Origin of the sequence: Neisseria sp. HMSC061H08, from assembly GCF_001836795.1 — a bacterium.
Classification (GTDB): Bacteria; Pseudomonadota; Gammaproteobacteria; order Burkholderiales; family Neisseriaceae; genus Neisseria; species Neisseria subflava_A.
Genome location: NZ_KV830588.1, coordinates 15,430 through 39,936 on the forward strand (window position 1 = coordinate 15,430; position 24,507 = coordinate 39,936).

Sequence of the window (24,507 nt, forward strand, 5' to 3'; positions counted from 1 at the left end):
TCTTGATAAGAAGGCCGTCTGAATCTTTTCAGACGGCCTTTTCGATGGTAAACCTCATTGTATCTTCTCCCCCAACACATTCATTTTAAAGCCCACTTAAGCTATAATACCCACCACACACACTATCCAGTCATACCATAACCATGCAACTTACCGTCGTCGGACTCAATCACCAAACCGCGCCCTTGAGCATACGCGAAAAACTGGCATTTGCAGCTGCAAATCTGCCGGATGCCGTGTCCAACCTCGCGCGCAGTGAGGCGGCGGAAGAAGCAGTCATTCTTTCTACCTGCAACCGCACCGAGCTTTACTGCGTCGGTGAAACCGAAAAAATCATCGACTGGTTGGCGCAATATCACGACCTGCCTGCCGAAGAAATCCGCCCTTACCTCTATACCTTGGATAACAATGAAACCGTCCGACATGCCTTCCGCGTCGCCTGCGGTTTAGATTCCATGGTCTTGGGCGAACCGCAAATTCTCGGTCAAATCAAAGATGCCGTCCGCGTTGCGCAAGAACAGGAAAGCATCAACACCCACTTAAACGCCCTGTTTCAAAAAACCTTTGCCGTTGCCAAAGAAGTGCGTACCGACACTGCTGTCGGCGAAAACTCCGTCTCCATGGCTTCTGCATCGGTCAAAATGGCAGAGCAAATCTTCCCTTCCATTTCCGATCTGAATGTCCTCTTTATCGGCGCAGGCGAAATGATTGAACTGGTGGCCACTTATTTTGCCGCCAAAAATCCCAAGCTCATTACCGTTGCCAACCGTACACACCAGCGCGCGCAGGAATTGTGCGACAAACTCGGTGTCAACGCCGAAGCCTGCCTGTTGAATGAATTGCCCGATATTTTGCACGATTACGACGTGGTTGTTTCTTCCACCGCCAGCCAACTTCCCCTCGTCGGCAAAGGCATGGTTGAGCGCGCATTGAAAAAACGCCACAACATGCCCGTTTTCCTGCTGGATTTGGCCGTTCCACGCGATATCGAAGCCGAAGTCGGCGAATTGGAAGACGCATACCTCTATACCGTAGACGACATGATGGACATCGTCCAAAGCGGCAAAGACGCGCGCAAAAAGGCAGCGGCGGCGGCTGAAAGCATGGTGGAAGAAAAAGTCAGCGAATTTATCCGCCTGCAGAAAAACCGCCAAAGCGTTCCGCTTATCCGCGCCTTGCGCGACGAAGGCGAACGTGCGCGCCGCCAAGTATTGGAAAATGCCATGAAGCAACTCGCAAAAGGCGTATCCGCCGAGGATGTCCTCGAACGCCTCTCCATTCAGCTGACCAACAAACTGCTCCACTCTCCGACACGCACTCTCAATAAAGCCGGCTCGGACAACAGCGAATTAATCGATGCCGTGGCGCAAATCTACCATTTGGATCAACACGACTGACCACAATTTAAAGGCCGTCTGAAAGAAGCGAACCGACCGACAGGTCATATTCCAAAGCTTTCAGACGGCCTTAAAACAATAAAATCCCAATTATCATTTTTTCATTTAAAATGAAATGCTTGAAAAAAAACCGTTAAAGTGTAAAAATCCTACCTTATACATTTAAACAGCATTCAAACAATAAAACTGCCTGCCGGCTCAAACGCATACCGACAATACGATAGGCACCGGCAAAAGGAACTTTCGTGAATATTAAAACAAACACATATCTGGCCCTTGCTGTCCTCTCAGCTTCCCTTCTTTCAGGTTGCGACAAAGTCAGCACCTTTTTCGGTAAAGACGAAAACAAAGAACTCGTCCAACGCATAGAAACCAATACCGATGACGGAAAAGTCGGTATGTTGTTGCCCGACTTCGCCCAACTGGTGCAAAACGAAGGACAGGCAGTCGTCAATATTCAAGCAACACCGGCAAAACGCACTGCGACACCGGATGACGACCACAGCATGGACCTGAGCCAATTCCCCGACAACGATCCGTTTTACGAGTTCTTCAAACGCCTCGTTCCCAATATGCCCGACATGCCGCAAGAAGATACCGAAAGCGACGATTTGAATTTCGGTTCCGGCTTCATCATCAGCAAAGACGGCTATATCCTGACCAATACCCACGTAGTTGCCGGCATGGGCAACATTAAAGTCCTGCTCAACGACAAACGCGAATACACGGCCAAACTGGTCGGCTCAGATGCCCAATCCGACGTTGCCCTCTTAAAAATCGAGCCGCAAGAAGACTTGCCGGTTGTCAAAATCGGCAATCCGAAAGATTTGAAACCGGGCGAATGGGTAGCCGCCATCGGCGCACCTTTCGGCTTTGACAACAGCGTAACTTCAGGCATCGTCTCCGCCAAAGGCCGCAGCCTGCCGAATGAAAACTACACGCCGTTCATCCAAACCGACGTTGCCATCAACCCCGGCAATTCAGGCGGCCCGTTATTCAACCTTCGTGGCCAAGTGGTCGGCATCAACTCGCAAATTTACAGCCGCAGCGGCGGTTTCATGGGTATTTCGTTTGCTATTCCGATTGATGTTGCCATGAATGTGGCCGACCAATTGAAAGCCAATGGCAAAGTCCAACGCGGTCAATTAGGCGTGGTTATTCAAGAAGTTTCTTACGATTTGGCCAAATCTTTCGGTTTGGACAAAGCAAGCGGTGCACTGATTGCCAAAATCATGCCGAACAGCGCGGCACAACAAGCCGGTTTGCAGGTTGGCGACATCGTACGCAAAGTTAACGGTGAAGAAGTCCGCGCTTCCAGCGATTTGCCTGTTATGGTCGGCTCGATTATGCCGGGCAAAGAAGTGACTTTGAGCATTTGGCGCGGCGGCAAACAAACCGATGTCAAAGTAAAACTTGGCAGCGCAGCCGAGCAAACGGAAACTTCTGCAAAAGAAGCCGAACACCCGCAACACGAAGGCGGCCATGACGGATTTACCGTTGAAAATGCAGGTGTTACCCTGCAGGTTGAAAACGCAGACGGCAAACAACGCTTAATCGTTCTGCGCGTTAGCGGAGCGGCCGAACGTGCCGGCCTCAAACGCGGCGACGAAATTATTGCCGTCAGCCAAATCAGCGTCAATGACGAATCCACTTTCCGTAGTGCATTGGAAAGCGCAGGCAAAAACGTACCGCTTTTGGTACAACGCGACGGCAATACTTTGTTCCTCGCGCTAAATCTGCAATAGTCCGATTTTCAGACGGCATGATGATGTGTTAGATGATAAAATACCCATCTGTCAGAGGCAGTGGGTATTTTGTTATCCGTCTTCCAACTTAGGCCGTCTGAAAATATTTTACCGCTTATATACAATATAATTATGCAACTTATTAATTATTCAAATTCTATTTTATCCATCGTCCCGGCAGCCATTGCGCTCGCCTTGGCCATTGCTACGCGCCGTGTATTGCTGTCCCTCGGTGTCGGCATTATCGTCGGCTCATTCCTGCTGGTAGGCGGTAATCCACTTGATGCTTTGGTTCACTTGAAAGACATGGCTGTCAGCCTGACTTGGGCGGACGGCGATTGGTCTTTGGGCAAACCCAAAATCCTGCTCTTTTTGGTGCTTTTGGGGATTTTCACTTCCCTGCTGACGCATTCCGGCAGTAACCAAGCATTTGCCGATTGGGCAAAACAGCACATCAAAGGCCGCCGCGGTGCGAAGCTGCTGACCGCCTGTCTGGTATTCGTTACCTTTATTGACGACTATTTCCACAGTCTTGCCGTCGGTGCGATTGCTCGCCCTGTGACCGACAAATTCAAAGTTTCCCGCGCCAAACTGGCTTATATCCTAGACTCCACTGCCGCGCCGATGTGCGTTTTGATGCCGGTATCCAGCTGGGGCGCATCGATTATCGCGACTTTGGCCGGCCTTTTGGTGACTTACAACATCACAGACTACACGCCAATGGGCGCATTCGTGGCCATGAGCCTGATGAATTACTACGCTGTCTTCGCGTTGATTATGGTGTTTGTCGTTGCCTGGTTCTCCTTCGACATCGGCTCTATGGCTCGTTTGGAACGTGCCGCTTTGAACGAAACTCATGATGAAATCGTTGAAACAGGCCATCCCAACGGCCGTGTATTTGCACTGATTGTGCCGGTTTTGGTACTGATTGTAGCCACTGTTTCCGCCATGATTTACACTGGCGCACAAGCTTCTGAAACTTTCTCTTTGCTCAGCGCGTTTGAAAATACCGATGTGAACACTTCCCTCGTGTTCGGCGGTACTTGCGGCGTATTGGCTGTCATCCTCTGCACCATCGGCACCATCAAAACCAGCGATTACCCTAAAGCTATTTGGCAGGGCATCATCTCTATGCGCGGCGCCATTATCATCTTGATTTTGGCATGGATTATCAGCACCGTTGTCAGCGAGATGCACACCGGCGAATACCTCTCCACCTTGGTAGCAGGCAATATCCATGCAGGCTTCCTGCCCGTGATTTTATTTCTGCTCGCAGGCGTGATGGCCTTCGCTACCGGTACAAGCTGGGGTACATTCGGCATCATGTTGCCGATTGCCGCCGCCATGGCCGTCAAAGTCGAACCAGCGCTGATTATCCCCTGCATGTCCGCCGTCATGGCCGGTGCCGTATTTGGCGACCACTGCTCGCCGATTTCCGACACCACCATCCTCTCTTCTACCGGCGCACACTGTAACCACATCGACCACGTTACCTCGCAATTCCCTTACGCACTGACTGTTGCCGCCTCTGCCGCTATTGGCTACCTGATTTTAGGCATGACCGGCTCTGCGCCTTTAGGTTTTGTGGTAACCGGCATCGTGATGGTTGTGTTGATTTTTATCTTGAAAGACAAGAAAAAAACAACTGCCTAATTCAAAACCAATATTCAGACGGCCTGAGATATTCCTATACTCTCAGGCCGTCTGAACATAACGATTATCCAATATATACATTATTCAGGACAAAACAATGAATACGCCTCATCTTCCACGCGGCCCAGTCATGGCCGATGTCGCCGCCTATCATCTGACCGAAGAAGAAAAACAACGCCTGCTCGACCCTGCCGTCGGTGGCGTTATTTTGTTCCGCCGCAACTTTGAAAACGTTTCCCAGCTCAAAGCTTTGGTTCAAGAAATCAAAGCCGTCCGTACACCTGAACTCATCATCGCCGTCGACCACGAAGGCGGACGGGTTCAACGTTTTATTGACGGCTTTACCCGCCTGCCGGCAATGAACGTATTGGGCGAAATTTGGGACAATGAAGGCAAAGAAGCCGCTTGCGTCCAAGCAGAACAAGTCGGTTGGGTTTTAGCAACCGAACTCTCCGCCTGCGGTATCGACCTATCCTTCACACCTGTATTGGATTTGGACTGGGGTCAATGCGCCGTCATCGGCAACCGCAGTTTCCACCGCGACGCCAACATCGTAACCCAGCTTGCCCTTGCCTTACAAAAAGGCCTGAACAAAGGCGGCATGAAATCTTGCGGTAAACACTTCCCCGGCCACGGCTTTGTCGAAGGCGACAGCCATCATGTCCTGCCTTGCGACGAACGCAGCCGCGAAGCGCTCGAAGCCGCCGACCTTATCCCCTTCCGCGCACTGAGCCAGGCAGGCATGGCCGCAGTCATGCCTGCCCACGTCGTATACCCGCAAATCGACAGCCAACCTGCCGGCTTCTCCGAAAAATGGCTGAAACAAATCCTGCGCCAAGAAATCGGATTTAACGGCGTTATCTTTTCAGACGACCTGACCATGGAAGGCGCATGCGGCGTCGGCGGTATTAAAGAACGCGCCCGCCTTTCTTTTGAAGCAGGCTGCGATATTGTACTGGTGTGCAACCGCCCTGACTTGGTCGATGAATTGCGAGACGGTTTTCACGCGCCGGCAAACGCCGATTTGGCCGCACGTTGGCAATACATGGCCAACACATTGACCATCCAGGAAGCAGCCGACATCATGGCAACCGAAGCATTCCAAGCTACCCAACAGGCGACCGCTAAACTGGCAACGCCCAAAGACATCGCAGGCGGTGTTAAAGTCGGCGAAGCATTCTGATTCAAGGCCGTCTGAAACATTGACGGCAAATAAAAAAGGAAGACTTGAAAAAGTCTTCCTTTTTTATCTTCCTAATTAATGAATTTTTACGTTATAGCGACGTTCCAAACGTAAGAATACCCATCCTAATACACTCGTCAATACAAGATAAATCAATGCAACCGTATAAAGCGGCTCTTGGAATATCGAATACTGACCCGTGATTGCTTTTTGAACAGACATAAGTTCAGGAACTGCAATAACAGACAGCAAAGAACTATCTTTCAAAAGTGTGATAAATTCACCTGCAAGTGGCGGCAACATACGGCGAAGAGCCTGAGGCAAAATCACATAACGCATCGCCTGAGTATAGGTCAGACCCAAAGAACGCGCGGCTTCCATTTGGCCTTTATCAATCGACTGGATACCGGCACGGAAAATCTCACAAACATATGCACCTGAGTTTGCAATCAAAGCCATTACACCTGCGATCAATGGGCCATAAGAACGACGAAAATTAATTGCAGATTCTCCGCTGATTAATGCACCATCGGTAGGATGTACAAAAAATGGGAAAATAACAAAAGCCCAAATAATAACTTGAGCAAGCAATGGCGTACCGCGGAACAACGCAACATACACAAAAGAAATCTTACGCAAAACCCAAGCCAATGCACGTATCGGCGCACCGGCTTTTTCCGGATTAACCAAACGAGCCAATGCCAGCAGCAAACCTAAAATCGAACCGCCAATCGTTGCAACCACTGTAATTCCCAGCGTTGCTAATACGCCGTATAAAAACATCCAGCGGTATTCATAAATAATGTCAAAACGAAAATCCATAACCCTTCCGTCGATCAAAATCGGTAACTAATCCGAATATTTTTTAAAATGAAGCTTGATATTTTACAAGAAAATACATTGCTTGAACGGTTTTTTGTTAAATTAATCCGCATAACCCTGCTTTTTTACATTTCCAATGAATTGCAGCCACTTTTCACCTTTCATCATATAAGACATTTTCCGTATAAAAAACAAAGCGCAAACCCGCCACAAAATTGACCGAAACACAAAAACAGCGGATAATCCGCCCATTCTTCAAACATCTTTCAGACGGCCTTCCCTCTTCCCTTAAAGGCCGTCTGAAAACATTTTTAAAAGCATAAAACATGAAAGCACCCGAACTCTTATTACCAGCCGGCGGCCTCGAACGTATGCGCGCCGCCTATGATTACGGCGCAGATGCCGTTTACGCCGGCAGCCCGCGTTACTCCCTGCGCGCCCGCAACAACGAATTTGCCAAACTCGACGTCCTCGAGCAAGGCATTAAAGAAGCGCACGAACGCAACAAAAAATTCTTCCTGACCGTCAACACGCTGCCGCACAACTCCAAGCTCAAAACCTTTGTTTCCGATATGGAACCCTTGATTGCCATGAAACCCGACGCGCTGATTATGGCGGATCCGGGTTTGATCATGACCGTGCGCGAAAAATGGCCGGAAATGCCGATCCACCTGTCCGTACAGGCCAACACCACCAACTACTGGGGCGTGAAATTCTGGCAAAACATCGGTGTCGAACGCATTATTCTGTCGCGCGAATTAAGCATGGAAGAAATTGCCGAAATCCGCCAAGAATGTCCCGACATCGAACTCGAAGTCTTCATCCACGGCGCATTGTGTATCGCCTACTCCGGCCGTTGCCTACTCTCCGGCTATTTTAACCACCGCGACCCTAACCAAGGTACTTGCACCAACTCCTGCCGTTGGGACTACAAAGTCCACAACGCCGTCGAAAGCGACGCGGGCGATGCCCAGCTTCTGCAAGGTTTCAACTTTGAAAAAGCCCAAGAAGAAGCCAACCAAAACTTTGAAGGCATCAACGGTCAGAAACGCCACCCCTACGCCGACAAAGTTTTCCTGATTGAGGAGTCCAACCGCCCGGGCGAAATGATGCCGATTATGGAAGACGAACACGGCACCTACATCATGAACTCCAAAGACCTTCGCGGCATTGAAGTGGTTGAGAAACTGGCCAAAATCGGCGTGGACAGCCTCAAAGTCGAAGGCCGTACCAAATCGCTTTATTATGTCGCCCGCGTTGCCCAGTCCTACCGCAAAGCGATTGATGATGCCGTTGCAGGCCGTCCGTTTGATTACAGCCTGTTGAGCGAACTCGAAGGCCTTGCCAACCGCGGCTACACCAGCGGCTTCCTCGAGCGCCACCAAACTCAGGATTACCAAAACTACCTGACCGGCCACTCCATCGCCAAACAAAGCCAATATGTCGGCCACGTTACCGAAATCGATGAAAACGGCTGGGCAACCATCGAAGTCAAAAACCGCTTTGCCATCGGCGATTCACTCGAGATCATCCACCCGAGCGGCAACCAAACCATCAAATTGGAACAAATGACCCGCAAAGGTCAGCCTGTCGATGTTGCCCCAGGCAACGGCATTCAGGTCAAAATCCCGAATATGCAAGGCAAAGAAAAAGCTTTGGTTGCGCGGATTATGAATCCTTAAGCATCAACAAAATAAAGGCCGTCTGAAAGTTTCAGACGGCCTTTTAAATGATCTATGCTGTTTCAAACCTGTTCTTGCAATACGGCGGCAATCAATTCTTCCGCACCATCATCTGCCAATTTTTTGGCGACAGCGCGACCCAAGGCATCGGCGTATTCGGCAGGGGCTTGTGCGTCCGCCTGCAAAATGACCGAGCCGTCGGGATGGCCGACCAAGCCGCGCAAGGTCAGCAAACCGTTTTCTTCAGTGCAATATGCGGCCAGCGGTACTTGGCAGCTTCCGCCCAAAGCACGCGCCAACGCGCGTTCGGCCGTCACGCAGGCGTGTGTGGTATCGTGGTTTAACGGCTTCAAGACTTCGTACAAATCTTCGCGATGCGCTGCAATTTCAATACCCAATGCACCTTGTCCGGCGGCAGGCAGGCTGTCGGATTCCGACAAAATCATGCGGATGCGTTCATCCAATTCCAGACGCTGTAAACCGGCGGCGGCCAAGATAATCGCGTCGTATTCGCCGTTATCGAGTTTGGACAAACGGGTTTGCACATTGCCGCGCAAAGGTTTGATAACCAAATGCGGATAGCGCGCACGCAACTGGGCTTCGCGGCGCAGGCTGGATGTGCCGACGACGGCACCTTTGGGCATTTCTTCCAGACGCGCGTATTGGTTGGACACAAACGCGTCAAACGGATTGGCGCGTTCGCCGATGGCTGCAAGCGCGAAACCTTCAGGCAAATCCATCGGTACGTCTTTAATCGAATGCACGGCCAAATCAGCCCGGCCGTCATACAAAGCCTGTTCCAACTCTTTGACAAACAAGCCTTTACCGCCGACCTTTGACAAAGTTCTGTCCAAAATCTGGTCGCCGCGCGTGGTCATGCCCAAAATCTCGACTTCGCAATCGGGATACAGGGCTTTCAGACGGCCTTGGATGTGTTTTGCCTGCCACATGGCAAGCAGGCTTTCGCGACTGGCGATAACGAGTTTTTTCGGGTTCATAATGGTTGCCTGAAAGATGGAAAACGGCATGAAGTCTATCATATTTTGGGCGGTTTTTCAGACGGCATGGGGGTGAATATGTTATATTTACGCCTAAAAACCAAATTTTCCGGACAACATGAAACGCGCCAAAAAATATCCTTTTTTATCCTTACAGCGGCAACGTTTTCATCTGAACTTTGAAAACGCCTCTTCCGCCGCCGACCTTCCGAGCGAACGCGACTTCTACCGCTGGGCGTGGTCTGCCTTGAAAAACGAATACCGCCGCGCTGACATCAGCCTGATTCTTCTGGACGAAGAAGAAGCCCGCGCCTACAACCGCGACTACCGTGGCAAAGATTACGCCACCAATGTATTGAGTTTTGCGCTCAACGAAGGCGAAATCCTACCCGACCAGTTTTCAGACGGCCTGTATGGCGATTTGGTGATTTGTCCGCAAGTGGTTTTGAAAGAAGCCAGCGAACAAGGCAAAACACCCGAGCAGCATTTTGCCCACCTGACCATACACGGCACTTTACACCTGATGGGCTACGACCACATCGAAGACGATGAAGCCGAAATAATGGAAGCCGAAGAAATCCGCCTGATGCTGGCGGCAGGCTTCCCCAACCCCTACCAAGAGGACGAATATTAAAATGGACGGTACGCAGTCGAAACCCAAGTTTTTCGAACGCCTAATCTCCCGACTTGCCGGCGAGCCCGACTCCGCCGAAGACGTATTGACCCTGTTGCGCCAAGCGCACGAGCAGGAAGTTTTTGACGCCGACACACTGACCCGGCTGGAAAAAGTATTGGACTTTGCCGAGCTGGAAGTGCGCGACGCCATGATTACGCGCAGCCGCATGAACGTATTGAAAGAGAACGACAGCATCGAGCGCATCACAGCCTACGTCATCGAAACCGCCCATTCGCGTTTCCCCGTCATCGGCGAAGACAAAGACGAAGTTTTGGGTATTTTGCATGCCAAAGACCTGCTCAAATATATGTTCAACCCCGAGCAGTTCCACCTGAAATCCGTCTTGCGCCCTGCCGTTTTCGTTCCCGAAGGCAAATCTTTGACCACCCTTTTAAAAGAGTTCCGCGAACAGCGCAACCACATGGCGATTGTCATCGACGAATACGGCGGCACATCCGGTTTGGTCACCTTTGAAGACATCATCGAGCAAATCGTCGGCGAAATCGAAGACGAGTTTGACGAAGACGACAGCGCCGACAACATCCACGCCGTTTCTTCCGAACGCTGGCGCATCCACGCGGCTACCGAAATCGAAGACATCAACACCTTCTTCGGTACGGAATACAGCAGCGAAGAAGCCGACACCATCGGCGGTCTGGTCATTCAAGAGTTGGGACATCTGCCCGTGCGCGGCGAAAAAGTCATCATCGGCAGCCTGCAATTTACCGTCGCACGCGCCGACAACCGCCGTCTGCACACCCTGATGGCCACACGAATTAAAGAAAACACGGATAAACCATGATTATTCTGGATCACGTCTCCAAACACTATCAAACACGCGACAACAAAGACTTTATCGCCGTCGAGCCGACCAGCCTCGAAATCAAACAGGGGGAAATCTTCGGCCTGATGGGCTACTCCGGTGCGGGCAAATCCACCCTGCTGCGTCTGATTAACTTATTGGAACGTCCGGATACAGGTACCGTCAGCGTATGCGGTCAAGAACTGACCGCGCTCAATGCCACACAACTGCGCCATGCCAGACAAAACATCGGCATGGTGTTCCAACAGTTCAACCTATTGAGCAACCGTACCGTTGCCGAAAACGTCGCCTTCCCTTTAGAAATTGCCAAATGGCCGTCTAAAAAAATCCAAGCACGTGTTGAAGAATGTCTGGAAATCGTCGACTTGCAAGACCGTGCCAACCATTACCCGTCCCAACTTTCCGGCGGTCAAAAACAACGTGTCGGCATTGCCCGCGCGCTGGCGCCGCAACCTCAAGTCATCCTCGCCGACGAACCCACTTCCGCCCTCGACCCCGCCACTACGCGCAGCGTTTTGAAGTGTTTGGAAGACATCAACCGACGTTTCAACGTAACCATCGTCATCGTTACCCACGAAATGAGCGTTATCCGCCGCCTGTGCGACCGTGCCGCCCTCTTGAACAAAGGCCGTCTGCTGGAAATCGTTGAAGTACACGGCAACCAAATCCATGCCCAATCCGAAATCGGGCAAGAGCTGATTCGAGAGGACTAATATGGCAGATTTAACATTTGAAAGTGCTGTTGCGACCATCGTCAGCATGAAGGGCGAAATTATCCAAGCCTTGGGCGAAACCTTTATTATGGTCGGCCTATCGACTACTTTCGCCGTTATCTTCGGTACGATTTTGGGCGTATTGCTGTTTGTGACGTCAAGCCATCAGTTGCACTACAACAAACAGCTGAATTTGTTTTTGGACAACCTGGTCAACCTGATGCGTGCGTTCCCTTTCGTCATCCTGATGATTGCCATGATTCCTGTTACACGCGCCATCATCGGCACGACCATCGGCCCGGTTGCCGCCTCATTGGTATTGAGCGTATCCGGCTTATTCTACTTCGCCCGTCTGGTCGAGCAAAACCTGCGCGAAGTACCCAGAGGCGTAATTGAAGCGGCCTCCGCAATGGGAGCCTCACCCATGAGCATCATCTGCAAAGTGCTTTTGAATGAAGCACGCGCTGGTATGGTTTCCAGCATTACCGTACTGGCTATCGGCCTTCTGTCGTACAGCGCGGCGGCAGGCATGATCGGCGGCGGCGGTTTGGGCGACCTTGCCATCCGTTACGGCTACTACCGCTATCAAATGGAAGTCATCATCTTCATTGTCGCCATCCTGGTTTTACTCGTTATCCTGATTCAAGGTATCGGCAACAGATTGGCGCGCAAACTGGATAAACGTTAAACAAACCAGGCCGTCTGAAATAGACTTACTATTTTTCAGACGGCCTGTTATCTATTTAGAACATATTAGGATATATATTCCAAATAAATTTACAAAAAACATCCTCATATTTCCAAAATAGATTTACAATCCCTCTTTTTTGACGGCGGTAGATTGAGGCCGTCTGAAACCGTTTTATCATCCATCAGGAGCAAAATATGCAAATCAACACATTCTTCAAAACCCTTTCAGCCGCTGCGCTGGCCATCGTACTGGCTGCCTGCGGCGGTCAAAAAGACAGCGCGCCTGCTGCTTCTGCCGCTTCTTCTGCCGACAACGGTGCAGAGAAAAAAGAAATCGTCTTCGGTACAACCGTCGGCGACTTCGGCGATATGGTAAAAGACCAAATTCAACCGGCTTTGGAGAAAAAAGGCTATAAAGTCAAACTGATTGAGTTCACCGACTATGTGCGCCCCAACCTTGCTTTGGCTGAAGGCGAATTGGACATCAATATCTTCCAACACAAACCTTATCTGGACGACTTCAAAAAAGAACACAAGTTGGACATCGTTGAAGCCTTCCAAGTACCGACCGCACCTTTGGGTCTGTATCCTGGCAAATTGAAATCTTTGGACGAAGTAAAAGACGGCGTCAGCGTTTCTGCACCTAACGACCCATCTAACTTTGCACGTGCATTGGTTATGTTAAACGAATTGGGCTGGATTAAACTGAAAGCCGACGTTAATCCGCTGACTGCTTCTAAAAACGATATTGCCGAAAATCCAAAAAACATCCAAATCGTAGAACTTGAAGCCGCCCAACTGCCGCGCAGCCGTGCCGACGTTGACTTTGCCGTCGTTAACGGCAACTACGCCATGAGCAGCGGCATGAAACTGACCGAAGCCCTGTTCCAAGAGCCAAGCTTTGCCTATGTTAACTGGTCTGCCGTCCGCACTGCCGACAAAGACAGCCAATGGCTGAAAGATGTAACCGAAGCCTACAACTCTGACGAGTTCAAAGCTTACTCACAAAAACGCTTTGCCGGTTACAAATATCCTGCTGCATGGGGTGAGAACGCAGCTGCAGGCGCTCAAGCCGAAGCTGCTTCTACTGCTTCTGCAACCAAATAAGTAACTTTTTGAAAAAAGGCCGTCTGAACATTCAGACGGCCTTTTTCTATTGATTATCTATTCTCAAAGCTCAAAACAAGTTTTTTGATTAACGCCAAATACTTACACAACTTCCTTTTTAAAACCAAATCAATATGTTGTAAAAAAGTTCAATAAAAATTCATATTTTTATTCAATAAAATCAATCACTAAATGAATTATTCTAATTTTTTATAATATTCACTAGTAATGTTCCGTTTATCCTGATATTATACCGTTCATCTAAAGACATCCGGTTATCTGCATTACAGACCGTTCATCTGAATTGCTTCAAACCACTTTGTCGGATTTTCCCATGTATGTTGTGTTTCTCCGTATCGAAGGGGTTTGAGCGGTTGAAACCGTATTGCTTAGATATTAAAGCTTCATGCTTTGAAATGAGTGAATTTTTGTTTTAAGTGTCGTAATCTCTTGCTAATTACTCCCAGCTGCAAGAGTTTCAGGGTTGCCCCCTTGGGCAGCCCTTCTTTTTTTATCCTCCATTATTTCAGTAATGGAGCCTTCCCTGCCCTATGCACATAGTCAAAATCGCAGACAAGGCCGCCCTTCCCTCATCCTCCAATCTTCTTCAATTCATTATTCGGCATTACCAGCCAAACCTGTGCCTTTTTAACTTGAGCCGCAGTACGGATGGCCGCCTCATCCATAATGGAGAATGCGGTAGAAAAGGCATCGGCAACCGCTGCACTCTCCGCCATGACGCTCATGCTTTTATAACGCGGCTGGCTTCCGCCTGTGCGCGGATCAAAAAGATGGGTAAATTTGCCTGCCTCGTCCATTACCGTGCCATAGCCGCCCGATGTGGCAAAGGCTTGGTTTTTCATGGCAATGGTGGTCAGGATTTGGTCTTCTTGGTCGGGATTGCGAATACTGACATTCCACTCGCGCTGGTTGGCATTATCAAAGCCGTAAATTTCCCCCATATCAATCAATGCCTGGGCAACGCCTTGCTGCTTCAACAATTCGACTACTTTATCGGTGATATAGCCCTGCGCAATGCCATTAAGCGACAGGCCCATGCCTTTTTGAGCAAAACGGATTTCTTTGGTATCAAAATCGACTTTGTTGAAATCCACTAATTTAAGCGTGTCTTTGATACTGCGTTCAGACGGCGGCGTTTCGGTTTTCGGATTCCGTCTGAAATGATCGGCATACAGATTCCACAAAGGCTGAATGCTGGGATCAAATGCACCTTGCGTCAGCCGATGAATATCCCGGCTGATACTGAGCAGCTGCAAAAAATCGGATGGCGGATTTTTCAGACGGCCTTCTCGGTTTAAGCGGCTGATCAGGCTGTCGTCCCGATACAGGCTGAAGATTTTTTCCAATCGTGAAACTTCCGCCAATACTTTGTTGATCAGTATCTCCGCCTGCCTGCGCCCAACGTCGAACAAACGCAATTCCGCACCCGAGCCTAATGCAATCCCTTTCCAGATAACAGGCTGCCCTTCTTGATTCGGGCCGGCTGAATGAGTCGGCCGATTGGTTTTTCGGCTGATGGCAAAGGGAATGCCGGCACCGGCGGCAAGTGTGGCGGCGATGGCAATGAAGCGGCGGCGCGTTAAAGGAGTGGACATGGCGTATTCCTTGGATTTTTTATTTTTACATTGAACGTCTGCATCATTAAATATCAATCGGCAGCCTTCAACACAAAGGCCGTCTGAAATGGTTTCAGACGGCCTTTATTGATTGTTTTATTTGAAAATATATTCGTCGGGCATTTCTGCAAAACCGACAACTCTGCCGCCTTTTTCTTTGGCGAATTTTTCAGCTTGTGCCTTGTCGGCAAAAGGAAGCGCATCTTCCGCCCCCATGCCGCCGATAAAGCTGCTTTCGATAACGTAATAGGCTTTTTTCGCATCTATCCATTCGGTGTCGGCATTGGGTTTTTCCCAATCTTTGACTTTACCCATATCGGTAACATAGATGACATGAATGCCTTTCGGCTCTTCAGGCAGCTTGGTGTAGCCGAACATCTGCTTGATGGTGGAAAACCAAACTGGTTTTTCAGGTTTGCCGTTCAAGAAGATTTGCGCTTTAGGGCCGTTGTGTTCAGTTAAATTCATGCTGCAGTAATGACCCACTGCACTATCGCTGATTTGTTGGGGCGCAGGCGGAGGGCTGTTGTCCTGCTTGCTGCAGGCTGCCAATGCGATGAGTGTGAAGGTAGTCAATAATATTTTTCTCATATTTGTCGCTTTCCGAAAATCCAGGCGGCTAAAATCAAAGGAATGATAACCCATAATACCTGAGCCGTCAGCAAAACAGGCATACTCAGGCTGATTTGTTCGCTCAAACCCGCCATGCCGGCATACATGGCTGTATTTTCGTAACCCGTCAGGTTCAGCAGGCGATAAATGTCTGCGGGGTTGAACAAAAGAACGGTTTCCACTACAGGCGCGGTAATGACTTGTTCGGTATCGGCAACCAAAACACCTAAAAGCGCCATATCGAAAATAACGACAAAAAACAGCCAAACGCCGATGGCGATACCGGCGGCTGTACCGCGTTCTTTAACTTTTGCGCTGATCAAATAGCCCATGGACAAAAAGGCTGCGCCAAGAATCACGCTGGCAGCAATCAAGAGGGCGAAAGGCTGCCATGCGGCAATATCAAAACCGCCGTTGGCAAGCTGAAGGGTAATACCTGCCAATCCGTAGCCTGCCGTGGTAGCAAGGGCAAGGATGATGAGGTGACCGATAAATTTACCAGCAAGGATTTGGTTGCGCGAAATGGGGTAACTTAGCAGCAACGCCATTGTACCGCGCTCGATTTCGCCGATCAGTGCATCATAAGAGAGCAACATCGCAATCAGCGGAATCAGGAAAATAGACAGGCTGGACAGGCTGACTACGGTTACCGTCAAGGGATCAACCTTGACCGAACCGGTAGGCGAGCTACCGAGAAAGCCTAATGACAGTGCCAATGCGGCAAGCAAAAGTGCGGCGGCAAGAACCCAACGGTTGCGCAGGCTGTCGCGGACTTCTTTGCCGGTAATAATCCAAACGGGGTTCATACGTCTTCCCTCTTCAAGAATTGCGCGTACATATCGTCAAGTGTAGGCGTGTGGATATCGATGTAGGCAAGACTGCCCAAATCACCCAATTCGCTCAAAAGAGCCATGCGCTCTTCTGCTTTACATTGCGCTTGGTATGACAGGCCGTCTGAAAGCGGATGCCAACGCTCGCTCAACGGGCGCGCTTCTTTCAAACGGACGTTGACGGTCAACGGCAGACCGCTTTGAACATGCAACTCATCCATGCTGCCGTCGGCAACTTTCACGCCGTTTTTCATGACGATGATGCGGTCGGCGTGGCCGTCAAGCTCGGCCAGTGCGTGGGTGCTGAGCAATACGGTTGCACCGCGCCCATTGAGTTCGCGCACAACTTCGTAAAACATTTGACGCGAAGCCGGATCAAGGCCGGTAGTCGGCTCGTCAAACAGTAAGACTTTAGGCTCGCCCAACAAGGCTTGTGCCAAAGCGAGGCGTTGACGCATACCTTTAGAGTAAGTACCGACACGGCGGCGTGCGGCCTGGGAAATGCCGACACGCTCGAGCAATTCGCGGTTTTTACTCAGGGGCTGTTTTTTAAGTTTGGCATAGAAATCCATGGTTTCGATACCAGTCAATGAAGGGTGCAATGCAACCGTTTCAGGCAGGTAACCGATTTGGCTGCGACGCTGCGCCCCTGCTTTACTTCCGGTCGGTTCTCCCAAAAGCATCACTTCGCCCTCGGTCGGCGTAATCAGGCCGAGTATCAGCTTCATAATGGTAGATTTGCCCGCACCGTTGTGTCCTGCCATGCCGACGCTCTCGCCAGCCTTGAGAACCAGATCGACTTGGTTGACGGCCTTTTGGCTGCCAAACTGCTTGGTCACGTTTCTCAATTCAACGTGGTTGGTACTGCTCATGGGTATTCCTCTAGTGAATGTTTCAGACGGCCTTTGATATTGGGCCGTCTGAAAGGTTACATATTGGCATTTCCGCCTGTCAGCGCACCGTTTTCGGCATTACCCCATTCGGATTGGTGCGTTTTTGCTTCATGCAGCAATTCGTCCTTCATGGCTTCGTATTTGGTTGTCGTTTTATTGCGGACGGGGTTCATCAAAGGCTTACTGTCAATTACGCCGCCGGGCAGGATGGCGGGAAATTGCGATTGCGCCCATTTGACAATGCTGATGGCAGGGCTGTTCATCAATAACCGGGCGACGGGTGCGCGCCAGATGATTTGGTCGATAATCCCGTTGGGACGGTAGGCACTGTCGCCGAAGCCGTCGCCGTCAAGGTCAAAGGCGCTGTTATCGCTCCAATAGTTGCCGCGACCACCCTCGCCCCAATCGAGGAAGCGGGTGCTGACATATTTAACCTGGCTTTCGTTGTTGATAAACGAATTATTGAACAGGCTTGTGCCTTCAATGGCCGCGGTAAAGTGAATACCGATTTGACAGTTTTCAAAATGGTTGTCGAAAATTTTATTGTAGTTGGCATTGTAGGCAAACACGCATTTGCCCGCCTTATTGATCACATTATCGTGAATTTCAGAATAATTGACGTAGTTGAGCATAATGCCTTGGTCACGGCTGCCAACGGCAATGTTGCCATACACTTTCAGGCGTTCGGAAAACATCAGCACATAACCCATATTGTTGCCGACGGAGATATTGTTGCTGACTTCGCTGTCATTGGTGTACATATAATGGACGGCAAAGCGTAAGTCGCTAAAACGGTTGCCTTTGTAGGTATTATGGGTACTGGTATTTGAAAAAATACCGTCACGGCCTTTGGAAATATCGTTATCGACCACTTGCGCACCAGGCGCATTCCAGACGGTTACGCCGTTGCCGCGTTCGTTGACGCGCAGGGTTGCATCGCCGATGATTTTATTTTCCCGCACCATGGATTCTGCCGCACCGTGAATATACACGCCAACAGAGTTGTCGATGATGTTGTTATGTTCCACCAGCGCGCGCGTTGCCGTCTCTTCTAAATAGATACCGGCATCCATTGCCGGCAAACTCATGCCGGAATGGGAAACGGTCAGATTACGCAAAGTTACATCAGGCGCATGAACGGCAACCGTCCTCCCGCTCCGGTCGCCGACAATCTTGGCGGAACGGTCGGCCGGACCTTCAATGGTAATCGGTTTGTCGATATAGAGTTTGGTCTTGTATGTGCCGGAGGCAAGCTTGAGCGTATCGCCGGCTTGGGCGCGTGCTAAAGCATCATTGAGATTGTCTTGTGCGGATACGTTGATGACTGCGGCAAAGGCCGTCTGAACCATACTGCCCAACAGCAATACGAATGCGGCACGTTGCCATTTGGAACGATGGGATGGTGTATGCGTCATAATCATATCTCAATTTCAGACAGCCTGTTTTCTACATGATAAACATACGCAGAAACAGGTATTTTGATGTTATAGCAAAGCTGTCTGATGATGGCTTATATCTCATTGCTATACTGGCTGACAAACAGCTTTGCTATAAAGGCCGTCTGAAAGAATGTCTTTTCAGACGGCCTAAAGGATTAAATCATCAAACCAAAATTATTTTGGTTTAACAATCATTTGGCCTGACATTTCCATGTGCAATGCGTGACAGAACCATTGGCAGTAGTACCAGTGTACGCCTGGACGAACTGCTTTGAAGGTTACAGAAGATGTCGCTTGCGGGCCGATCTCCATAGCGATACCGTAGCCTTCCAAAGTGAAGCCGTGGGTCAAGTCCTCAATGGTCTCAACGTTGGTTACGTATACGGTCACTTCGTCGCCTTGGTTCACTTCGAATTGCGGAACGCTGTACGCAGGCGCAACGGCAGTCATGTACACGCGTACTTTGTTACCTTCGCGTACGACTTTAGCGGCTTTTTCCAGCTCAACACCGTCTTTTTGCGCTTGTTCCAAAGCATCTTTCCAGAACCATGGGTCTTTGCGGTCCCAAGTTTTGCTTGGATTCACTTTGGAAGCGGAAACCAGACAGAGATCGTGCGGTTCGGCAAAAGTCGGGTTGTCGTGAACCAGACGCATTTCGTCGCCGGAAATGTCGATCAATTGGTCACACTCAGGTTTCAGAGGGCCTGCGTTCAGGAAACGGTCTTTGGAGAATTTGTTCAAAGACACCAACCATTTACCGTCGGCTTCTTTAGTTTCGCCCATGGTAGTGTGGTTGTGGCCGGGTTGATAGTGAACGTCCAGTTTTTGTTTGATCGGATCGATTTTCTCACCTTTGTAGGCTTTAATCGCATCGTCGATATTCCATTTCACCATTTGGCTGTCGATAAACAATGTAGTATAGGCATTGCCGCGACCGTCAAATGCAGTGTGTAACGGGCCAAGACCCAGTTGCGGTTCGGCTACGACCACATCGCGGTCTTTGATTTTGCCTGCAAACAAATCGTCCAGTTTGCTGACATCCAATACGGTAACGGTTGGAGACAGTTTACCGTTGAGCATGATGTATTTGCCGTCAGGGCTTGCGTTACAGCCGTGAGGAGAGTTAGGCACAGGGATGTAGCGGGTGTATGGAGAGTTGGCTTCTGCACGGCCGTCCAACATTTTCACGCCGTTAACTTCTTTGAAATCGCCTTTTTTAATGCCTTCTTCGATAGCGGCCAGGTTAAATACTACACACCAGTCTTGCTCGTTAGCAGAAGCACCTTGTACAGTCAGAGCGCGTTCAGAGTTATAGCAGGTAGAGAAAGAGTATTTACCTTGGTAGTCAGCATCGCCGTTGTCCAAGTTACCGTCAACCAATACTTGCCATGCGATTTCCATGGTTTCGCCGTCGATAGCGGTATAAACGGCATGCCAAGTTTTCGGATCATCCAGTTTACCTACGCCGTCAACCGGAGCAATGTGTTCGCCGTTGGCAAAAACGTAACCGGTTTTCGGATAACGTTGCGGACGCAGACCGTGGATACCTGAAGCATTAGGAATATCGATGATTTTATCGGTTTTCATTACATCCAAGCGGATGCGGCAAACACGATTGTTTGCTTTATCGTTGGCGTAAGCATAACGGCCATCGTAAGTTTGGTCGGTGAAAGACAAGTGCGGGTGGTGCAAGTCGCCGTTAGGGTAGCAACGCAGACCGCTGTCTTGCAGGAATTTACGGGTTTCTTCGGTAATATTTCCGTTGAGGACTTTCAAGCTCTCATTGGTACGTCCCCAACCGGTCGCGCCGTCCATATTGAACACGGGAATACGCATCAGTTCGCGCATGGAAGGCACACCGATCAAGCGCATTTCGCCTGATTGACCGCCTGAGAGGAAACCGTAGTATTGGTCAAGTTCACCTGGACCCACTTCGGAAGTCATTTTGCCCGGCTCGGCAGAATGAGCAGCTGCTTTTTCAGCAGGAGCTGCGCCAGAAGCAGCAGCTTTGTCACCCTCACCGTTAGAGCAACCGGCCAAGCCCAACAAACCGGCACCGGCAATACCTGCGCCGGAAGCAGCGGCAGTACCTAAGAATGAACGACGGCTTAAGCCGTTTTGTTCTAATTTTTCGTCTGACATACGACACTCCTTGGATAAAATCCGGCGGCCGATTTTTTTCAGACGGCCTACCGATGAAAAAATTTCTAAATCGGGCTGCCGATACAGCCCTCTTTTTTATAAATAACTACTTATCAACACTAATTGCCGATTCTTTTTTAACAAACTGAACAACTTGTTCTTGAGCATTTTTCGTTGCTGTCGCATCGTGCTGCTCAGATTTTGCCGCCGCTTGTTTTTGTTTTTTCTTATTCGTTGCCACTACTTGAGGACAACGCGTATCGTGGTGATACATTACCTGACAATGCAGGCATTGGATACATTCGTTCGGATGAATATCGCCTTCTGGTGCAATGGCTTGTACCGGACATTCATGCGTACAAATCTGACAAGGGTTGCCACACATTTTATAGCGGCGCAGCCAGTCAAACACACGGAATCGACCCGGCAATGCGATACCCGCACCCAAAGGACACAGATAACGACAGAAGAAACGTTCGATAAACAAACCGGCAATCAACAAAGCTGCAGCAAACAATACAAACCACCATTCGCGCATAAACTTCAGAATAATCGCAGTTTTGAAAGGTTCAACTTCTGCAAATTTTTCAGCTGTGCCCAAATCGTACAGGGAAATAGCCAGCAAGGCGAAGAAAATGACGTATTTAATGGCTGTCAGGCGCGTATGCAACAGATGTGGCACAGTAATTTGTTTTACGCCCAGTTTTTTAGCAATGCGATTGGTCAATTCCTGCAACGAACCGAAAGGACACAACCAGCCACAGAACGTACCCCTATTCCACAACAGCATGGTCGCCGCTGTAAAGAGCCACAGAATGAATACCAGCGGATCCATCAGGAAGAATTCCCAGTGAAACTCAGTCAAAATGGCTGAGAACAACGTCAAAGTATTCACTACCGATAATTGTGCCTGAGCATACCAGCCGATATAAAACAGCGTAAAGGTCAGGAAACAGAGACGGAATCGGTCATACCATTTTTCGTAACGGACAATCCAGTCTTGGAACAGGAATACCAACAGAAGAATTGTCAAAGCAATACCGACAACAATAATTTGACCTTGCTTGGCTTTCCAAACCTGTTTCCAAAGTTGATTGGAAACACCATCATCACCGGCAGTCGCATCTTCGGCAATACCCGTACTTTCAGGAACTGAAGCTGCAGCCGCAACTTGCTCAACCGGCGCGCTGATTTCAACAGGTGGTGCTTTTGGATCATCGACATAGTAGCCTTTTGGCAATTCGTAATCCAAATCTGCAGTTACGAAAGCTTTATCGTTAACGCTCAACACACGTTGAATCATCAGTTGTAAACGCCATGGCTCGGCAGCATCAAATTCCACACCTTCAGGGATAGTAAACCAAGAAACCTCTTTAAATGCAGGCGCACCTTCCGCTGCCAAAGCAACTACACGCTCATGTTGTGCATCGGTAAAACGGAAGCTGGTATCGCCCTGAATCATTTCGATACGGTCGAAGATACCGCCACGCACATAGCCTGAGCCTTTCCAAGAGTATCGGCCTTCACCGGCAACCATAATTGCCTGTTGACCTGGTTGCAAACGTTTTTGCAGATTATTCCAACCGGCTTCACCTAAAAGGCTTTTACCGATAGAAGGTTGGCTGACCAAAGCAACATATAAATCAACGAATGTATCGTTACCATCTCCCTGCTCTGCATGATCTGCAACACCGGCTTTACCGCCTTTTTCAAACAGTTTGTTGATATCGTCAACAGAAATATGCAGATGACCAACAGCTTTTTGTTCTAACAACGCATTCCAAGACTGAATGTCTTGTTTATCAGGATTCACAGCACGACGGGGACGGGTTTGAACCGCAGGCTCATTTGCAGCCTGCTCACCAGAAGCGGCAGCAGCACCGGCTTGAGTCGCTTTATCCGTACCCAAATGATATTGATGAATAACCGATTTGACAGAACGCTGAATACTGTCATTAATCACCATCAACGTTACAGTCGCACCGCTGATGATATCAGCAGGAGCCACACCTGGCTGAGGAGGATTTTTAATAAAATTTAAGCCAATATATTTATCAATGAATTTATCGACACGGGATTGCGGAATACCAATCAGCATAATTGGTTCATGGTGTTCAACCAATTTTGCTCCCGCAATAGTGCCATCATTGGCCAATGCGACCATCGTATCAATCGGCTTACTCGAATAACCACGCGTATTGACCACATCAGTCGTGATATAAACCAAGCCAAGCTGCTCTTCGCCTTTATATACACGAGCAACCAAAGGCTTACCTTCAGGTTTGCCGTAACGATCAGCACCAGGAAAAATTTCAGAAGGCTGAATTTTTGCCAAGAAATCAGGCAAGCGCTCTGCGTAAGCAGGTAGGCTTACTATCATCATAGAAAATACAGCAAACAGCACAAGGATTCGTTTCCAAATGCCACTTAAGCACTTCATTTCAAGACAGGACATGGCTATTCCCGATATATCGATACTCTAAACACTTATATTATATGAATCATCTATCGGCAATAATTTGATTAAAATCAAATTTACAAATCTTAAAACCAAATTCTACATGCTAATAATACTTTAGAACTATAAAAATAAATCTATTATTAGTAGACATGAAATATAGGAAAATCAACTTAATTCAATAACCATCTTTATATTGTTAACTTATTTATAATAATACTCAAAACAATTTCCAAAATTTTGTTTGGCATATATTTAATAGAATATAACCCGGTTTAGATTCCCATAGGCCGTCTGAAAAAATATCGAAAATACTTTAATCTGCTCCTGCAATAACAAAATACACTCCCTACGAAAACAAAAAGAGCCTGTATAAAACAGGCTCTTTTTCAGACTAATCTTAAATCAGATTAGAATTTGTGACGCAGGCCAACAGTACCAGCAGTTTTCTCGTATTTAGCATCGCCTTTGCCTTCTTTCAACCAGCCGGCAGACAACAGGGCAGAAGTGCGTTTAGAGAAGTCGTAGTCAGCACCAACGATAACTTGGTTGTAAGCGCTGTTCTCTTGTTTCACGCCTTCTTCTTTAACTTTGAAGCCGTGAGCATAAGAAACACGAGGAGTTACGTTGCCGAAGCGGTATGCAGCAGTTGCACCAACTTCAGTACGTTCATTTTTCTTAGCACCAGCTACGTCAGCTTTAAAGCCTTCGTATTGGCCTACAACAGCAACCATCAGGTTGTTAGCATCGTAACCAGCAGTCAGACGGTGAGCTTGGTGATCTTTGTAAGTACCGGCAGCCAAAGTAGTGTTGTGGTTGAATGCATCCAGGTAACCAGAAGTCAAGTCAGCACGTTTAGCATAAGAACCAGCGTAGCGACCGAAGAAACCAGAATTTTCGTAGTTCAAGCCCAAGTCGTAAGATTCACGGCTTTTCACAGCGTGATCGTATTTGTCGCTAGGGTTAGCATTGTCGCGAGGTTGGTATTGTACGCTTGCGCTGAAACC

At 49.0% G+C, this 24,507-nt stretch carries 20 protein-coding genes; 10 read left to right on the forward strand and 10 right to left on the reverse strand.

Annotated features, from left to right (window positions below):
• Positions 1 to 143 precede the first annotated feature (143 nt).
• The 4 genes from hemA (at position 144) to nagZ (ending at position 5,978) form a co-directional block, all read left to right on the forward strand.
• Positions 144 to 1,397, forward strand: a complete 1,254-nt coding sequence (hemA, locus tag HMPREF2675_RS09060; protein ID WP_003684306.1) for a glutamyl-tRNA reductase — start codon at positions 144 to 146, stop codon at positions 1,395 to 1,397.
• Between the two features lie 245 nt (positions 1,398 to 1,642).
• Positions 1,643 to 3,142, forward strand: coding sequence for a DegQ family serine endoprotease (locus HMPREF2675_RS09065; protein ID WP_070814786.1), 1,500 nt, complete (start codon positions 1,643 to 1,645; stop codon positions 3,140 to 3,142).
• Positions 3,143 to 3,274: 132 nt separating this feature from the next.
• Positions 3,275 to 4,795, forward strand: a complete 1,521-nt coding sequence (locus HMPREF2675_RS09070) for a Na+/H+ antiporter NhaC family protein (protein WP_070814787.1) — start codon at positions 3,275 to 3,277, stop codon at positions 4,793 to 4,795.
• 97 nt (positions 4,796 to 4,892) lie between these two features.
• Positions 4,893 to 5,978: a beta-N-acetylhexosaminidase gene (nagZ, locus tag HMPREF2675_RS09075; protein WP_070814788.1), complete on the forward strand. Its 1,086-nt coding sequence runs from the start codon at positions 4,893 to 4,895 to the stop codon at positions 5,976 to 5,978.
• 75 nt (positions 5,979 to 6,053) lie between these two features.
• Here nagZ and HMPREF2675_RS09080 read toward each other — a convergent pair whose 3' ends face one another.
• Positions 6,054 to 6,800, reverse strand: coding sequence for an amino acid ABC transporter permease (locus tag HMPREF2675_RS09080; RefSeq protein WP_070814789.1), 747 nt, complete (start codon positions 6,798 to 6,800; stop codon positions 6,054 to 6,056).
• A 326-nt stretch (positions 6,801 to 7,126) separates the two neighbouring features.
• Here HMPREF2675_RS09080 and yegQ point away from each other — a divergent pair, with 326 nt between their 5' ends.
• Positions 7,127 to 8,482, forward strand: coding sequence for a prephenate-dependent tRNA uridine(34) hydroxylase TrhP (gene yegQ, locus HMPREF2675_RS09085; protein WP_049336697.1), 1,356 nt, complete (start codon positions 7,127 to 7,129; stop codon positions 8,480 to 8,482).
• Positions 8,483 to 8,544: 62 nt separating this feature from the next.
• Here yegQ and hemC read toward each other — a convergent pair whose 3' ends face one another.
• On the reverse strand, positions 8,545 to 9,480 hold the full coding sequence (gene hemC / locus HMPREF2675_RS09090) for a hydroxymethylbilane synthase (RefSeq protein ID WP_141759973.1): 936 nt from the start codon (positions 9,478 to 9,480) through the stop codon (positions 8,545 to 8,547).
• 118 nt (positions 9,481 to 9,598) lie between these two features.
• Between hemC and ybeY the strand changes: the two genes are divergently transcribed.
• The 5 genes from ybeY (at position 9,599) to HMPREF2675_RS09115 (ending at position 13,489) form a co-directional block, all read left to right on the forward strand.
• Positions 9,599 to 10,114: an rRNA maturation RNase YbeY gene (gene ybeY, locus HMPREF2675_RS09095; RefSeq protein ID WP_070814791.1), complete on the forward strand. Its 516-nt coding sequence runs from the start codon at positions 9,599 to 9,601 to the stop codon at positions 10,112 to 10,114.
• Position 10,115: 1 nt separating this feature from the next.
• Positions 10,116 to 10,958, forward strand: coding sequence for an HlyC/CorC family transporter (locus tag HMPREF2675_RS09100; protein ID WP_070814792.1), 843 nt, complete (start codon positions 10,116 to 10,118; stop codon positions 10,956 to 10,958).
• A complete protein-coding gene (locus HMPREF2675_RS09105) occupies positions 10,955 to 11,692 on the forward strand; it encodes a methionine ABC transporter ATP-binding protein (protein WP_070814793.1) in 738 nt (245 codons plus the stop codon). The genes HMPREF2675_RS09100 and HMPREF2675_RS09105 overlap by 4 nt, the downstream gene beginning before the upstream one ends.
• Position 11,693: 1 nt before the next feature.
• Complete coding sequence (locus tag HMPREF2675_RS09110) at positions 11,694 to 12,380, forward strand: methionine ABC transporter permease (RefSeq protein WP_004519678.1); 687 nt, start codon at positions 11,694 to 11,696, stop codon at positions 12,378 to 12,380.
• 197 nt (positions 12,381 to 12,577) lie between these two features.
• Positions 12,578 to 13,489, forward strand: coding sequence for a MetQ/NlpA family ABC transporter substrate-binding protein (locus HMPREF2675_RS09115; RefSeq protein WP_070814794.1), 912 nt, complete (start codon positions 12,578 to 12,580; stop codon positions 13,487 to 13,489).
• Between the two features lie 590 nt (positions 13,490 to 14,079).
• Here the strand turns inward: HMPREF2675_RS09115 and HMPREF2675_RS09120 are convergent.
• The 8 genes from HMPREF2675_RS09120 to HMPREF2675_RS11640 form a co-directional block, all read right to left on the reverse strand.
• Positions 14,080 to 15,105 (reverse strand): FAD:protein FMN transferase, encoded by a 1,026-nt coding sequence (locus HMPREF2675_RS09120; RefSeq protein WP_070814795.1) that lies wholly within the window; start codon positions 15,103 to 15,105, stop codon positions 14,080 to 14,082.
• Positions 15,106 to 15,222: 117 nt separating this feature from the next.
• A complete protein-coding gene (locus HMPREF2675_RS09125; protein WP_003748604.1) occupies positions 15,223 to 15,717 on the reverse strand; it encodes a nitrous oxide reductase accessory protein NosL in 495 nt (164 codons plus the stop codon).
• Positions 15,714 to 16,544 (reverse strand): ABC transporter permease, encoded by an 831-nt coding sequence (locus HMPREF2675_RS09130; protein ID WP_036493197.1) that lies wholly within the window; start codon positions 16,542 to 16,544, stop codon positions 15,714 to 15,716. The genes HMPREF2675_RS09125 and HMPREF2675_RS09130 overlap by 4 nt, the downstream gene beginning before the upstream one ends.
• Positions 16,541 to 17,440, reverse strand: a complete 900-nt coding sequence (locus tag HMPREF2675_RS09135; protein WP_003748608.1) for an ABC transporter ATP-binding protein — start codon at positions 17,438 to 17,440, stop codon at positions 16,541 to 16,543. The genes HMPREF2675_RS09130 and HMPREF2675_RS09135 overlap by 4 nt, the downstream gene beginning before the upstream one ends.
• Before the next feature lie 56 nt (positions 17,441 to 17,496).
• Entirely contained in the window at positions 17,497 to 18,882 is a 1,386-nt protein-coding gene (locus HMPREF2675_RS09140; RefSeq protein WP_070814796.1) for a nitrous oxide reductase family maturation protein NosD, read from the reverse strand.
• 192 nt (positions 18,883 to 19,074) lie between these two features.
• A complete protein-coding gene (gene nosZ / locus HMPREF2675_RS09145; RefSeq protein ID WP_070814797.1) occupies positions 19,075 to 21,042 on the reverse strand; it encodes a TAT-dependent nitrous-oxide reductase in 1,968 nt (655 codons plus the stop codon).
• Positions 21,043 to 21,148: 106 nt separating this feature from the next.
• Positions 21,149 to 23,425 carry a NosR/NirI family protein gene (locus tag HMPREF2675_RS09150; protein ID WP_083323922.1) on the reverse strand — a complete coding sequence of 759 codons (2,277 nt, stop codon included), beginning with the start codon at positions 23,423 to 23,425 and terminating at the stop codon, positions 21,149 to 21,151.
• Between the two features lie 485 nt (positions 23,426 to 23,910).
• A partial coding sequence (locus HMPREF2675_RS11640; protein WP_283127820.1) for a porin occupies positions 23,911 to 24,507 on the reverse strand: 597 nt, incomplete at its 5' end.

Coding starts and splice junctions, on each gene's coding strand:
- hemA (WP_003684306.1), top strand. CDS start 144: ATGCAACTTACCGTCGTCGGACTCAATCACCAAACCGCGCCCTTGAGC.
- HMPREF2675_RS09070 (WP_070814787.1), top strand. CDS start 3,275: ATGCAACTTATTAATTATTCAAATTCTATTTTATCCATCGTCCCGGCA.
- nagZ (WP_070814788.1), top strand. CDS start 4,893: ATGAATACGCCTCATCTTCCACGCGGCCCAGTCATGGCCGATGTCGCC.
- HMPREF2675_RS09080 (WP_070814789.1), bottom strand. CDS start 6,800: ATGGATTTTCGTTTTGACATTATTTATGAATACCGCTGGATGTTTTTA.
- yegQ (WP_049336697.1), top strand. CDS start 7,127: ATGAAAGCACCCGAACTCTTATTACCAGCCGGCGGCCTCGAACGTATG.
- hemC (WP_141759973.1), bottom strand. CDS start 9,480: ATGAACCCGAAAAAACTCGTTATCGCCAGTCGCGAAAGCCTGCTTGCC.
- ybeY (WP_070814791.1), top strand. CDS start 9,599: ATGAAACGCGCCAAAAAATATCCTTTTTTATCCTTACAGCGGCAACGT.
- HMPREF2675_RS09100 (WP_070814792.1), top strand. CDS start 10,116: ATGGACGGTACGCAGTCGAAACCCAAGTTTTTCGAACGCCTAATCTCC.
- HMPREF2675_RS09105 (WP_070814793.1), top strand. CDS start 10,955: ATGATTATTCTGGATCACGTCTCCAAACACTATCAAACACGCGACAAC.
- HMPREF2675_RS09110 (WP_004519678.1), top strand. CDS start 11,694: ATGGCAGATTTAACATTTGAAAGTGCTGTTGCGACCATCGTCAGCATG.
- HMPREF2675_RS09115 (WP_070814794.1), top strand. CDS start 12,578: ATGCAAATCAACACATTCTTCAAAACCCTTTCAGCCGCTGCGCTGGCC.
- HMPREF2675_RS09120 (WP_070814795.1), bottom strand. CDS start 15,105: ATGTCCACTCCTTTAACGCGCCGCCGCTTCATTGCCATCGCCGCCACA.
- HMPREF2675_RS09125 (WP_003748604.1), bottom strand. CDS start 15,717: ATGAGAAAAATATTATTGACTACCTTCACACTCATCGCATTGGCAGCC.
- HMPREF2675_RS09130 (WP_036493197.1), bottom strand. CDS start 16,544: ATGAACCCCGTTTGGATTATTACCGGCAAAGAAGTCCGCGACAGCCTG.
- HMPREF2675_RS09135 (WP_003748608.1), bottom strand. CDS start 17,440: ATGAGCAGTACCAACCACGTTGAATTGAGAAACGTGACCAAGCAGTTT.
- HMPREF2675_RS09140 (WP_070814796.1), bottom strand. CDS start 18,882: ATGATTATGACGCATACACCATCCCATCGTTCCAAATGGCAACGTGCC.
- nosZ (WP_070814797.1), bottom strand. CDS start 21,042: ATGTCAGACGAAAAATTAGAACAAAACGGCTTAAGCCGTCGTTCATTC.
- HMPREF2675_RS09150 (WP_083323922.1), bottom strand. CDS start 23,425: ATGATGATAGTAAGCCTACCTGCTTACGCAGAGCGCTTGCCTGATTTC.